This is a genomic window from Achromobacter sp. 1011791174 (assembly GCF_059760925.1).
Window position 1 is genome coordinate 123,793 of the sequence record NZ_JCBANH010000002.1, and the last position, 12,801, is coordinate 136,593.

General features: G+C 70.2%; 9 protein-coding genes and 1 pseudogene. 8 read left to right on the forward strand and 2 right to left on the reverse strand.

From position 1 onward, the window contains the following. Positions 1-34: 34 nt before the first annotated feature. From AC6LJ5_RS01645 to AC6LJ5_RS01655, 3 genes are all read left to right on the forward strand, one after another. Positions 35-409 carry a cytochrome c gene (locus AC6LJ5_RS01645; protein ID WP_103274783.1) on the forward strand — a complete coding sequence of 125 codons (375 nt, stop codon included), beginning with the start codon at positions 35-37 and terminating at the stop codon, positions 407-409. A 155-nt stretch (positions 410-564) separates the two neighbouring features. Next, positions 565-2,247 (forward strand): VRR-NUC domain-containing protein, encoded by a 1,683-nt coding sequence (locus AC6LJ5_RS01650; protein WP_498139660.1) that lies wholly within the window; start codon positions 565-567, stop codon positions 2,245-2,247. Next, positions 2,244-4,511, forward strand: a complete 2,268-nt coding sequence (locus tag AC6LJ5_RS01655; protein WP_498139661.1) for an ATP-dependent DNA helicase — start codon at positions 2,244-2,246, stop codon at positions 4,509-4,511. Before AC6LJ5_RS01650 ends, AC6LJ5_RS01655 begins: the two co-directional genes overlap by 4 nt. A 43-nt stretch (positions 4,512-4,554) precedes the next feature. On the opposite strand, the gene AC6LJ5_RS01660 is transcribed toward AC6LJ5_RS01655, so the two are convergent. Continuing rightward, positions 4,555-4,971: a group III truncated hemoglobin gene (locus AC6LJ5_RS01660; protein WP_498139668.1), complete on the reverse strand. Its 417-nt coding sequence runs from the start codon at positions 4,969-4,971 to the stop codon at positions 4,555-4,557. Positions 4,972-5,130: 159 nt separating this feature from the next. Continuing rightward, a complete protein-coding gene (locus AC6LJ5_RS01665) occupies positions 5,131-6,651 on the reverse strand; it encodes an MFS transporter (protein ID WP_498139662.1) in 1,521 nt (506 codons plus the stop codon). 165 nt (positions 6,652-6,816) lie between these two features. On the opposite strand from AC6LJ5_RS01665, the gene AC6LJ5_RS01670 reads away from it, so the two are divergent. The 5 genes and pseudogenes from AC6LJ5_RS01670 to AC6LJ5_RS01690 form a co-directional block, all read left to right on the forward strand. Beyond that, positions 6,817-7,701 carry a LysR family transcriptional regulator gene (locus AC6LJ5_RS01670; RefSeq protein WP_498139663.1) on the forward strand — a complete coding sequence of 295 codons (885 nt, stop codon included), beginning with the start codon at positions 6,817-6,819 and terminating at the stop codon, positions 7,699-7,701. 260 nt (positions 7,702-7,961) lie between these two features. Then, positions 7,962-9,431, forward strand: coding sequence for an amidase (locus AC6LJ5_RS01675; protein WP_498139664.1), 1,470 nt, complete (start codon positions 7,962-7,964; stop codon positions 9,429-9,431). 283 nt (positions 9,432-9,714) lie between these two features. After that, positions 9,715-11,334, forward strand: a pseudogene (locus tag AC6LJ5_RS01680) (methyl-accepting chemotaxis protein). 8 nt (positions 11,335-11,342) lie between these two features. Further along, positions 11,343-11,873 carry a chemotaxis protein CheW gene (locus AC6LJ5_RS01685; protein WP_392410247.1) on the forward strand — a complete coding sequence of 177 codons (531 nt, stop codon included), beginning with the start codon at positions 11,343-11,345 and terminating at the stop codon, positions 11,871-11,873. Then, a partial coding sequence (locus AC6LJ5_RS01690; protein WP_498139665.1) for a CheR family methyltransferase occupies positions 11,870-12,801 on the forward strand: 932 nt, incomplete at its 3' end. The genes AC6LJ5_RS01685 and AC6LJ5_RS01690, both read left to right, overlap by 4 nt.

Genomic DNA, 12,801 nt, shown 5'->3' on the forward strand with positions numbered 1-12,801 from the left:
CGGATCAAATCCGCACCCTCCGAGCAGCAAAATAATGAAAGCACTCTGTATCGCCGCGCTGGGTGTTTCCCTGCTTGTCCAGGCATCGCCGTCCTTCGCGGATGTCGGCAATGGGAAAAAGCTCTTCCTGGCGCGATGCGCGATGTGCCACGGCGCGGATGCCAAGGGCACGGGGCCATTGGCCAACAAGAGCAATCCGCCGACGCCCGACCTGACGACGGCCGCGTTCCGGAAACGCCTGACCGACTATCCGGGCGTCATTGTTTCCTCGGTCATCCTGCGGCCCAATGGCGACCTGATACCCAGGACGCTGCGGGAGAATGGCGTGAAGCTGGCGCCGCACGCCTGGACGGTCCAGGACTTCCGCGATCTGAATCAGTACATGAGCGGCCTGATCACCAGGAAATAGCGGTCTTCGGGCGACTTCACCGCCCGCGAGACGATCGCGCCCCGGCCGGCAATCAAGGTAATATGTGGATATCCATCCAGTATTTTGCCGGAGCCTGGAACTGACAGGGCCGCGCTCGCGGCCATCCCGTCACTCCCAGCCCGCCGGCCCGGCCGATGTTTCCTCCGCACCGTTATTACTACCTGCACAACTTCCAGCGCGCGCTGGCCTGGGTGGCCGAGCGCTATGACGATGTGCTGGACGAGCCGCAGCGCCGTTTCGTCGCCGACTACGCGGCCTTGCCGCAGCCGTCGCAGGCGCTGCTGGCGCGGTTGCTGCTGCGGCGCGGGCCTTGGTTCCGCGCCAGCGGCCTGATCTACGAGGAAATCGGCCCGGCCGAGACGGCCGCCGCGCCGCTGGAGGCGCTGGGCTGGCTGAACCGGGACGCGGCCATGACGCCGGATGAACTGTTCGGCCTGCATACCAAGCTCGAATTGCTGCGGCTGTTTCCCCATCTTCCCGCGTCGGCGCGCAAGGCCGAGCTGCTGGACGCGCTGCGCGCCCGGCAGCCCGATGCGAAACCCTATCGGGACTGGCATCCGGACGCCGGCGAAGCCGTCTGGCGCCTGATGGCGGGCGAGGTCTGCGAGCGCTTCCGGCTGATGTTCTTCGGCAACCTGCATCAGGACTGGTCGGAGTTCGTGCTGGCCGACCTGGGCGTTTTCCAGTACGAGAGCGTGCCTTTCGACGCGGCCTCGCGAGCATTCCAGTCGCGCGCCGACGTGGACCGCTACCTGGCTTTGCATGCCTGCCGCGCGGCGCTGGACGAGACGCCGCTGGCGGCGACGGGCGCGCGGCTGGACGCCTTGCTGGCTCAGGTCCAGGCCTGCGCCAGCGCCAATCGCTGGCTGGAGCAGCGCCGCGCCAAGGTGCTGCTGCGCATCGGCCAGGCCTGCGAACGGGCGGGCGACTGGCCGGCGGCGGAACGGGTGTATGCGCAATGCGCCTATCCGGGCGCGCGCCACCGCCGCATCCGCGTGCACGAACGCATGACATTGCTGCCCGAGGCGCTGGCGCTGGCGGAACAGGCCCTGGCCGCGCCTGAAAGCGAAGAGGAAGCGCAGCGGGTTGCGCGCATGTTGCCGCGTCTGCGGCGGGCGCTGGGCCAGCCCCGGCCGCCGGCCGCCGGGTTGCGCGCCGCGCCGCGTCACGACCTGGTGCTGCCCCGGCCGGCGGACGGCCTGCCTGTGGAACTGGCCGTGCGCGACCACTGGCACCGCGACGAGGCGCCGGCGCACTATGTCGAGAACACGCTGTTCAACGCGCTGTTCGGCCTGCTGTGCTGGCCGGCGGTGTTCGCGCCGGTGCCGGGCGCATTCTTCCATCCGTTCCAGCGCGGTCCCGCCGACCTGGGCGCGCCCGATTTTCCGGCGCGCCGCGCCGCGCAGTTCCAGGCCTGCCTCGCGCTGCTGGACACGCCGGAGTATCGCGACGAGATAGGGCGCCGCTACCGCGACAAGCAGGGCCTGCAGTCTCCCTTCGTATCCTGGGACGCGCTGTCCGAACCGCTGCTGGCGCTGGCGCTGGATTGCGTGCCGGCGGCTCACCTGAAGCGCGTGTTCGAGCGCCTGCTGTCCGACGTCAAGACCAACCGTTCCGGCCTGCCTGACCTGATCCGCTTCTGGCCGGATGAAAAGCGCTATGAGCTGGTCGAGGTGAAGGGGCCCGGCGACAAGCTGCAGGACAACCAGATCCGCTGGCTGGACTATTGCCTGTCGCACGGCATGCCCGTCAGCGTCTGCCATGTGCGCTGGCAGGACATGGACGTCGCGCCCGCCTCGCAGGGAGAAGGCCGATGAGCTGCTTGGCCGCCGTGCGCACGCTGTGCGAGTTCACCGCGCGTGCCGGCGACCTGGACCTGCGCTTCACGCCCGCGCCGACCGGCCAGGAAGGCGTGGCCGGGCACGGCGTGGTGACGGGCCGGCGCGGCCCCGGCTATGAAACCGAGATTGCCCTGTCCGGCGAATACGGCGAACTGCTGGTGCGCGGCCGCGCCGACGGCTACGACCCCGCCGCCAAGCGCCTGGAAGAGATCAAGACCTATCGTGGACGCCTGGACAGCGTGCGCGAGAACCACCGCGCCGCGCACTGGGCGCAGGCCAAGGTCTACGGCCATCTGCTGTGCCAGGCGCGCGGCCTGCCCAGCCTGACGGTGGCGCTGGTGTATTTCAACGTCGCCACCGAAGAGGAAACCATGCTGGCCGAGACGCATCCGGCGGCCGAGCTGGAGGCGTTCTTCAACGCGCAGTGCGAGCGCTACCTGGCCTGGGCGCGGCAGGAGCAGGCGCACCGGCGCGCGCGCGACGCGGCGCTGGAGGCACTGCGCTTTCCGCACGAATTCCGCAGCGGCCAGCGCGAGCTGGCGGTGGCCGCCTACCGCAAGGCGCGCGATGGCGGCTGCCTGCTGGCGCAGGCGCCGACCGGCATCGGCAAAACGCTGGGCACCTTGTTTCCGCTGCTCAAGGCCGCGCCCGAGGCCGGCCTGGACAAGCTGTTCTTCCTGGCCGCCAAGGGGCCGGGCCGCGCGCTGGCGCTGCAGGCGCTGGACACGCTGAACGCGCAGCCGGCCGCGCCCGGCCTGCGGGTGCTGGAGCTGCAGGCGCGCGACAAGCTCTGCGAGCATCCGGACAAGGCGTGCCATGGCGAGTCCTGCCCGTTGGCGCGAGGCTTCTACGACCGCCTGCCGCGGGCCCGCGCCGGCGCGCTGGCGCACGGCCGCATGGACGCCGCTGCGCTGCGCCAGGTCGCGGCGGCGCACGACGTCTGCCCCTATTACCTGGCGCAGGAATTGACGCGCTGGAGCGACGTGGTGGTGGGTGACTACAACTATTACTACGACGCCACGGCCATGCTGCACGCGTTGACGCAGGCCAGTCAGTGGAAGGTCGCAGTGCTGGCGGACGAGGCGCATAACCTGGTCGACCGCGCGCGTCGCATGTACACCGCCGAGCTGTCGCAGGCCACGCTGGCCGGCGCGCGCCAGGCCGCGCCCAAGCCGCTGAAGAAGGCGCTGGACGGGTTGCACCGCTCCTGGCAGGCCTTCAACCGCAAGCAGGCCGAGCCGTACCAGGCCTATGACGCGCCGCCGGCGGGCGTGCTGGCCGCGCTGCAGAAGGCCACGGCGGCGATCACCGAGGCGCTGGCCGAGATGCCGCTGGCGCAGGACGATCCGGTGCTGGCCTTCCATTTCGAGGCGCTGCACTTCCAGCGCCTGGCCGAGCTGTTCGGCCCGCACGCGCTGTTCGACGCCACGCTGGCGCAGCCGGGCGCGGCCGGCGCCAAGACGCCGCTGTCCACGCTCTGCGTGCGCAACGTGATTCCCGCGCCGCACCTGGCCGGGCGCTTCGCGACCGCGCATGCCACGGTGCTGTTCTCGGGCACGCTCAGTCCGCCGCGCTTCTTCCAGGACACGCTGGGCCTGCCCGCCGCCACCGACTGGATCGACGTGGCCGCGCCGTTCCGGGCCGAGCAGCTGGACGTGCGAGTGGCCGGCCATGTGTCCACGCGCTACCGCGACCGCGAGCGTTCGCTCGAGCCCATCGCGGACCTGATCGCCAGCCAGTACACCAGCCGGCCGGGCAACTACCTGGGTTTCCTGAGCAGCTTCGATTATCTGGCGCGGGTGGCCGAGCTGATGCGCGCGCGCCATCCGCAGGTGCCGGTCTGGCAGCAGACGCCGGGCATGGACGAGGCGGGCCGCAAGGCGTTCCTGGGGCGTTTCACGGAAGAGGGGCGCGGCGTGGGCTTCGCGGTGCTGGGCGGCGCTTTCGCCGAGGGCGTGGACCTGCCCGGCAAGCGGCTGATCGGCGCCTTCATCGCCACGCTGGGGCTGCCGCAGGTCAATCCGGTGAACGAGAACATGCGGCGCCTGCTGGACGCGCGCTACGGCCAGGAACACGGCTACGACTACGCCTATCTGTACCCGGGCATGCAGAAGGTGGTGCAGGCGGCCGGCCGCGTGATCCGCACGGAGCACGACAGCGGCACGGTGCACCTGATCGACGACCGCTACCGCCGCGCCAAGGTGCGCGCGCTGCTGCCGGCCTGGTGGACGCTGCGCTGAGCGCGGTTGGCCGGGAACGCTGCGGAGTGTTGTCCGGCCGTCGTCAGTGGGGCGGCGTGGCCGGCCGCAACTCGGCCAGCGGCAGGCTGGGATCGCGGCTCAGCTGGTAGCCGTACCAGAGGCTGCGCGTCATGCGCTGCGCCATCTGCATCGCGGCGTCGGCCATCGGGCGGTTGGGCAGCGCGGCGGTGGTCTGGCCGAACAGGGCCAGCCAGCGTTCGAACAAGGCGGCGCTGAGATTGGGCATGGCCACGTGCGTGGGCATGGGCATGCCGGCAAAGCGCCGCGTGCCCAGCAGCACGGCCGACCAGAAATCCGACAGCCGCGTCAGGTGCTCGTCCCAGTCGTGGACCATGCCGTTGAACACCGGTCCCAGGAGCGCGTCGGACCGGACCTTGCCATAGAAGGTCTCGACCAGGTCCCGGATATCGTCTTCAGTGCAGAGGGGCGGCGTGTCCAGGATCGTCTCCGGGCGGAAGTGAAGGCAGGCGATCTTAGAGCGCGCCACAGCGGCCCGGCTTGATCTGGCGCAAGCGTGGCGGCGGGCAAGCCGGCGCCTCGCGGCGAGCGAGGTGGGCCGCTCCCGGCGGCACGCATGCTCCCGGGGCAGGGCGGACGCTCAGGCCGTGGCGCGGCCGCCGGCGAGCGCGCCTTCGCGCCTGCCGAGCAGCGCGTAGATCAGCACGGCGGTCAGCGCCGCGATGGCCGCCAGCACCCGCAGCACGACGCCAAAGGCCTGGACGTAGCTTTGGCGCAGCAGGTCGGCCGCGCCCGGCAGCAGGGCGGACGCCTCGGCCAGCTGACCCAGCGCGGCGCGGTTCGCGGCCAGGGCCAACGCGGGGTCGGCGGGCAGCGCCGCGCCCAGCCGAGCCTGGATCAGGAAGGCCAGCAGCGCGCTCAGCACCGCGATGGCCACGCCGTCGGCCGACACCCGCACCGTGTTGAAGATGCCGGTGGCCATGCCGACCTTGTCCTTGTCCACCACGCTGACCGCCAGTGCATCCATCAGGCCCCAGGGCAGGCCGATGCCGGCGCCGATCAGGCCCATGGGCAGGAGCAGGCCGCCGCCTTGCGCCAGGGCGCCGTCCAGCATGAGCAGGCCGCCGCCCGCGACCAGCAGGCCCGCCGCCGACAGCAGGCCATGGCTGAACCAGCGCGTCAGCAGCGCGGCCAGGAAGGGCACGACCAGCAGCGGCGCGGCCAGGCCGATCATGAGCTGGCCGGCCGCCAGCGCGCCGTAGCCGTCCATGCCGATGAAGCGTCCCGGCAGCATGGCGATCAGCGCGATGAAAAGAAAGGCAGGCGAGGCGGCCAGCGCCTGCACGCCGACGAAGCGGGCGTTGCGGAACAGGCCCAGCTCCAGCAGCGGGCTGGCGATGCGGCGCTCGACGCGCACGAAGGCCACGGCCAGCACGGCCGAGGCCAGCAGCGCGGCGAGCACGCCGGGGCTGCGCCAGCCGGTTTCGGGCGCCAGCAGCATGCCGCAGGTGAACAGGCCCAGCGCGCCGGTGAAGCAGAGCGCGCCGCGCCAGTCGAGCCGGCCGCGCATGCCAGCCGGCGTCGCGCGCACGCTGGCCGCGACCATGGCCGCGCCCAGCAGGCCGACCAGGCCGGTGGCCAGGAACACCCATTGCCATCCCGCCGCCTCGACCAGCCAGCCGGAAGCCAGCGGACCGAAGGACAGGCCGATGCCGAAGGTGGTGCCCAGCAGGCTGAAGGCGCGGGCGCGCGCCGCGCCGTGGAACAGCGGCGCCAGCGAGGACATGGCGGCGGCGAAGGCGGCCGCGCCGCCCGTGCCCTGGACCAGCCGCAGCACGTCCATCCAGAAGACCGACGGCGCCAGCGGCAGCAGGAAAGTGGCGGCGCAGAACAGCGCCAGGCCCAGCAGCCAGACGCGGCGCGGGCCGATCAGGTCGACCAGGCTGCCGGCCACCATGATCACGCTGCCATAGGCCAGGATGTAGCCGTTGAGCACCCAGTTCAACTCGACGGGCGTGCCGCCCAGGGCCTGGCTGATGGACGGCAGCACCACGGCCGGGCCGGTGAAGCAGAGCGGGATGAGCAGGGCGGTCAGGCAGGCGGAAATCAGCTGCAGCCAGCGCCGGGAAGTCGTGGAAACGGAGTTCGGGTCAGTCGTCATGTTGCGGGAAGCCAAGAGGAGAGGCGCGCCTGGCGCCACGGTCCCGGCAAGAATAGGGGGCTGGCCCTTAAAGAAAAACAGGCTAGTATTCCGAATATTCAGGACATTGAAGTCCGTAATGCAGAAGTCCGCGGCGCTGTCGCGGCAAGCCAGGGAGCGGTGGCGATGGACAGCCTGAGCGGCATCAGCGTGTTCGTGCTGGTGGCGGAAACGCGCAGTTTTTCCGAGGCGGGACGCGTGCTGGGCGTGTCGCCATCGGCGGTGGGCAAGAGCGTGGCGCGCATGGAGGAACGGCTGAAGGTGCGGTTGTTCCACCGCAGCACGCGGCATATCGCGCTGACGCCGGAAGGCGAGAAGTTCCTGGAGCGCTGCCGCCGCATCCTGTGCGAGGTCGAAGCGGCCGAGCTGGAGCTGTCAGAGGCATCCGATGCGCCGCGCGGCAAGCTGCGGGTGAGCCTGCCGCGCTACAGCGGCCTGTTCGAGCCGGCCATCGCCGAGTTCATGCAGCGCTATCCCGACGTATCGCTGGACCTGGATTTCACCGACCGCATGGTCGACGTGATCGGCGACGGCTATGACGCCGTGGTGCGCACGGGCGAGATGGACGATTCCGGGCTCAAGCGCCGGCGGCTGGGCGCGTTCCGCCGCATCCTGGTGGCGTCGCCCGAGTACCTGCGCCAGCACGGCGAGCCGCGCAAGGCCGCCGACCTGCAGCGCCACGCCTGCCTGCATTACCGCTATCCCAGCACCGGCCGGCTCGAGCGCTGGCCGCTGAAGACGGCGGCCGAGGCGCAGGCGCCCGAACTGCCGCTGACGCTGGTCTGCAATAGCGTGGAGATGCGTATCCACCTGGCGCTGAACGCGCAGGGCATTGTCTGCCTGCCGGACTTCACCGTGCGCCGGGAGCTGGCCGAGGGCAGTCTGCGCATCGTGATGGAAGAGCGCACCCGGGGCAACGGCACCTTGTGGGCGTTGTGGCCGGCGAGCCGGCATGTTTCTCCCAAGCTGCGGGTCTTCATCGACCATCTGGCGCAGCGCCTGTTCCCCTGAAGGGCGGTGCGTCGACGCGAACTGCCCCCGCTTTTCGCGATAACGAAATAAATTCCTATTTGGGTCAGTGCGCGGCCGGCGGCCCGTCCTCGGACCACGCGCAACTCGAGCGTCCGAGCCGGTCCGATGTCTGGCGCCGCAGTTTCGCGCTGCCGCGAACGGCCGCGCGGCGTAGTATATGCGCGGGGACCGGGGCCACGATGCCTCGGTCCGACAAAACGACAGCGCGCCGCCGCAGGCCGCGCCACAAGGAGAAAAGCATGCATGCAGCCGCCGCCCAGCCGGCCCTGAACGATATCGTCGCCCTGTCGGCGCAGGCTCTGTCGGATGCCATACGCCAGCGTCATGTGTCGTGCCGTGAAGTCATGGCCGCCTATCTGACGCATATCGACCGCGTCAATCCGGCGGTCAACGCCATCGTGGCGCGCCGGGACAGCGACGCGCTGCTGCGCGAAGCCGATGTCCGTGACGCCGAGCTGGCGGCCGGCCAGTGGCGGGGCTGGCTGCACGGCATGCCGCAGGCGCCCAAGGACCTGACGGCGGTGCGCGGCATGGTGACGTCGATGGGCTCACTGGTGTTCAAGGATCAGGTGACTGCGCACGATTCCATCATCGCCGAACGCATGCGCGCGGCCGGCGCGATCTTCATCGGGCGCAGCAACGTGCCCGAGTTCGGCCTGGGTTCGCATACCTACAACAAGGTCTACGGCATCACCCGCAATCCCTATGACCTGACGCGCAGCGCCGGCGGCAGCAGCGGCGGGGCGGCCGCGGCATTGGCGGCGCGCATGCTGCCGGTGGCCGACGGCAGCGACTTTGGCGGCTCGCTGCGCAATCCGGCGGGCTTCTGCAACGTTTACGGTTTCCGGCCCTCGGCGGGCCGCGTGCCCTACGGCCCGGCGCCGGAAGTGTTCCTCAAGCAGCTGGCCTACGAAGGGCCGATGGGTCGCAGCCCGCGCGACGTGGCGTTGATGCTGTCGGTGCTGGCCGGCCATGACCGCCGCGTGCCCTTGTCGCTGACCGGCGATCCGGCGCAGTTCGCGCAGCCGCTGGACGCCGACCTGCGCGGCAAGCGCATCGGCTGGCTGGGCGACTGGGGCGGCCACCTGCCGATGGAGCCGGGGGTGCTGGCGCTGTGCGAGGCGGCGCTGGAGGATCTGCGGACGGTGGGCTGCGAGGTCGACGCCCATCGCGTGCCGTTCGACGGCGAGCGTCTGTGGCGCATCTGGCTGGCGCATCGCCACCTGATGGTGGGCGGCCAGTTCCAGGCGCTGCTGCAGGATCCGGCCAAGCGCGCGCTGGTCAAGCCGGCGCTGGTCTGGGAAGTGGAGGGCTTGTCAGGCATGACCGCGCAGCAGGTCTATCAGGCATCCACCGAGCGCAGCGCCTGGTATCAGACGGTGTTGGCCATGTTCGAGGAGTTCGACTATCTGGCCGTGCCCACGGCCCAGGTCTTTCCCTTCGACGCCGAGCTGGACTGGCCCAAGCGGATCGCGGACCGCGACATGGACACCTACCACCGCTGGATGGAGGTGGTGACGCCCTGGACGCTGTCCGGCTGCCCGGTGATCAGCGTGCCGGCCGGCTTCGGCCAGGCCGGCCTGCCGGCGGGATTGCAGCTGATCGGGCCGCCCCAGGGCGACCTCGACGTGTTGCGGCTGGCCCATGCTTACGGGCAGGCGCGGGACTGGGTGTCGGCCCGGCCGCCGACGGCGCTCTGGGCCGGTTGAACGGCGCGAGAACCGGGGCCGGACTGCCGGCTTCGGTACGGTCTGACAGGGAAAAAGACAAGCCCGTTGTAACCGGGCTTTGCTTTTTCCCGACGGGAACGGGCTTTATTGGGGGTTGCCCCCCTATTTTCATGGCTTGCCGGCGACGGCTTTGCAATAATTGTTGGATCTTTGAACACCTCCGTAATGGACGGGGTGCCAGCGTCGCCGCAAGCGGCGCCGGAACATCCCTCGGCGCGGCCCGCATGACGGACCGCGCCGTTTTCGCACAAGGTCCCCCGGCATGAAGAATCTGACTCTGCGCCAACGCATCCTCGCCAGCTTCCTGGTCATCCTGGCCATCATGACGCTGATGGTGGTGGTCGACTACCGTCGGCTGCTGCACATCGAGGCCGAGGCCATGACCATCAGGGATGACGCGGTGCCGGGCCTGTACTACAGCACCGAGATCCGCTCGGCCTGGTTCGGCGGCTTCGTGGCGCTGCAGGACGCCTTTCGCGCGGACACCGAGCAGGAGCGCCGCACGCTGCTCGACACGCTGCCGAAAAGCGATCAGGCGCTCGATGCCAACGTCGAGCATTACCGCCGCACCATGTCGCGCGCCGACGACATCAAGATGTTCGAGAGCTTCGAGAAGGCGCTGCAGGAATACAAGCGCATCCGCGGCGACATCCTGGGCGCTTCCGGGCAGGTCGACCAGGCGCGCATTGAGGCCCGGATCAAGACCGAGTTGCGCCCCGCCTTCTATTCCGGACGCGAATTGATCGCCCAGATCGTGGCGGCCAACAAGGCGCAGGCCGACCTGTCCAGCACCAGCATCGGCAAGGCCGTGGACACCGCCGAATACGGCATGCTGATCTCGCTGGCCATGGCCATCGTCGCGGCCATCATCTGCGGCTATCTGCTGTTGCGTGCCATCGTCGATCCCATGCGCGACATCGTCCGCACCCTGGAACTGACCGGCAGCGGCGATCTCAGCCGTCGCCTGCGCCTGGCGCGCAAGGACGAATTCAACGCCATCGAAACCGGCTTCAACGGCATGGTGGACGAGCTGACCGGCCTGGTCGGCAAGACCCAGCGCTCGGCCGTGCAGGTCGCCACCTCGGTCACCGAAATCGCGGCCACGTCCAAGCAGCAGCAGGCCACCGCGTCCGAAGTGGCGGCCACCACCACCGAGATCGGCGCCACCTCGCGCGAGATTTCCGCCACTTCGCGCGAGCTGGTGCGCACCATGACCGAGGTGTCGGGCGCGGCCGAGCAGACCGCCTCGCTGGCCGGCAGCGGCCAGGTCGGCTTGGCGCGCATGGAAGACACCATGCGCAACGTGGTGGACGCGGCCGGCTCGGTCAACGCCAAGCTGGCCATCCTGAACGAGAAGGCCGGCAACATCACCCAGGTCGTGACCACGATCACCAAGGTGGCCGACCAGACCAACCTGCTGTCGCTGAACGCCGCCATCGAGGCGGAAAAGGCCGGCGAGTATGGCCGCGGCTTCGTGGTCGTGGCCACCGAGATCCGCCGCCTGGCCGACCAGACCGCCGTCGCCACCTATGACATCGAGCAGATGGTGCGCGAGATCCAGTCCTCGGTCTCGGCCGGCGTGATGGGCATGGACAAGTTCTCCGAGGAAGTGCGGCGCGGCATGGCCGACATGCAGCAGGTCGGCGATCAGCTGTCGCAGATCATCCAGCAGGTGCAGACGCTGGCGCCGCGCGTGCAGATGGTCAACGAAGGCATGCAGGCCCAGGCCACCGGCGCGGAGCAGATCAACTAGGCCCTGCAGCAGCTCAGCGACGCCGCGCAGCAGACCGTGGAATCGCTGCGCCAGTCCAGCCTGGCCATCGAGGAACTGACGCTGGTGGCCAACGACCTGCGCAGCGGCGTGTCCCGCTTCAAGGTGTGACCGCCATCATGACCGAATCCCTGTCCGCGCCGCCGGCCGCCGCGTCCACGGGACGACGGCTTTACCTGCTGTTTCGCATCGGCCGGGACCGCTATGCGCTGGACGCGGCCGACATCATCGAGGTGCTGGGCTGGCGTCCGCTCAAGCGCGTGCCGGGCACGCCGGCGTGGGTGGCGGGCCTGTTGTCCAGGCGCGGCGAGGGCGTGCCGGTCATCGACATGAGCGCGCTGGCCGGCTGCGGCCAGGCAGCCACCGTCACCAGCACGCGGCTGGCGCTGCTGCGCTATCGCGCGCCGGCCCTGGGCGGCGAGCGGGTGCTGGGGCTGATCCTGGAGCAGGCGACCGAAACCGTGCACTTCGACCCGGCCGCTTTCCGGCCGCTGGCGCTGGACAACCGGCAGGCGCGCTATCTCGGTCCGGTCCTGTCCGATGCCGCCGGCATGGTGCAGGCCGTGACCGTCGATGACCTGTTGCCGCCCGAGGCGCGGGCGCTGTTGTATCCCGCGCCCGATGCCGCGCGGCCGGGAGCGGCGTCATGATGCTGGTCGACGAGTTCAGCGGCCTGCTCAAGCGCAAGATGGGGCTGGACAGCCGCTCGATCGGCGCGGCCGCGGTCGAGCGCGCCGTGCGCCACCGCATGAGCGCGACCGGCGTGGACGATGAGCGCGACTACCTGATGCGGGTGCAGGCCTCGCCCGCCGAGATGCAGCTGCTGATCGAATCGGTGGTCGTGCCCGAGACCTGGTTCTTCCGCTATCCGGAGTCGCAGCAGGCGATGGCGCAGCTGGCCTGCGAGCGGCTGTTCGGCGCCGGCGCGGCCGACGAGCGTGTGCTGCGCGTGCTGAGCCTGCCCTGTTCGAGCGGCGAGGAGCCGTATTCCATCGCCATGGCCCTGCTGGACGCCGGCGTGCCGGCCTCGCGCTTCCAGATCGATGCGCTGGACATCAGCGAGCGCGTGGTCCAGTTCGCGCGCCGGGGCCTGTACGGGCGCAATTCCTTCCGTGGCGACGCGCTGGACTACCGGGACCGCTATTTCACCGAGACCGGCGACGGCCACCAGCTGTCCGCGCAGGTGATGGAGCGGGTGCGCTTCCAGTCGGGCAATCTGTTCGACGCCGGCCTGCTGGCCCACGCGCCGGCCTACGACTTCGTGTTCTGCCGCAACCTGTTGATCTATTTCGATCAGGCTACCCAGGAGCGCGCCGTGCAGGTGCTCAGGCGTCACACGCGCGAGGATGGCGTGCTGTTCGTGGGCCCGGCCGAAACCAGCCTGCTCACGGCGCGCCGGTTGCCGCCGGTGGCGATGCCGCATTGCTTCGCCTTCCTGGCGCGGCCGCGCCCCGATGCGGCGCCGGCCGCTGCCTCCCTGTTCAAGCCCGCGGCCTTGCCGGCGCAGCCGGCATCGCGCGTCCCCGCGCCGCGTCCGCCCGCGCCGCAGGGCGGGCCGGATGGGGCATGGGTCGGAGC

Coding starts and splice junctions, on each gene's coding strand:
- AC6LJ5_RS01670 (WP_498139663.1), top strand. CDS start 6,817: ATGGACAGCCTGAGCGGCATCAGCGTGTTCGTGCTGGTGGCGGAAACG.
- AC6LJ5_RS01655 (WP_498139661.1), top strand. CDS start 2,244: ATGAGCTGCTTGGCCGCCGTGCGCACGCTGTGCGAGTTCACCGCGCGT.
- AC6LJ5_RS01645 (WP_103274783.1), top strand. CDS start 35: ATGAAAGCACTCTGTATCGCCGCGCTGGGTGTTTCCCTGCTTGTCCAG.
- AC6LJ5_RS01675 (WP_498139664.1), top strand. CDS start 7,962: ATGCATGCAGCCGCCGCCCAGCCGGCCCTGAACGATATCGTCGCCCTG.
- AC6LJ5_RS01665 (WP_498139662.1), bottom strand. CDS start 6,651: ATGACGACTGACCCGAACTCCGTTTCCACGACTTCCCGGCGCTGGCTG.
- AC6LJ5_RS01650 (WP_498139660.1), top strand. CDS start 565: ATGTTTCCTCCGCACCGTTATTACTACCTGCACAACTTCCAGCGCGCG.
- AC6LJ5_RS01685 (WP_392410247.1), top strand. CDS start 11,343: ATGACCGAATCCCTGTCCGCGCCGCCGGCCGCCGCGTCCACGGGACGA.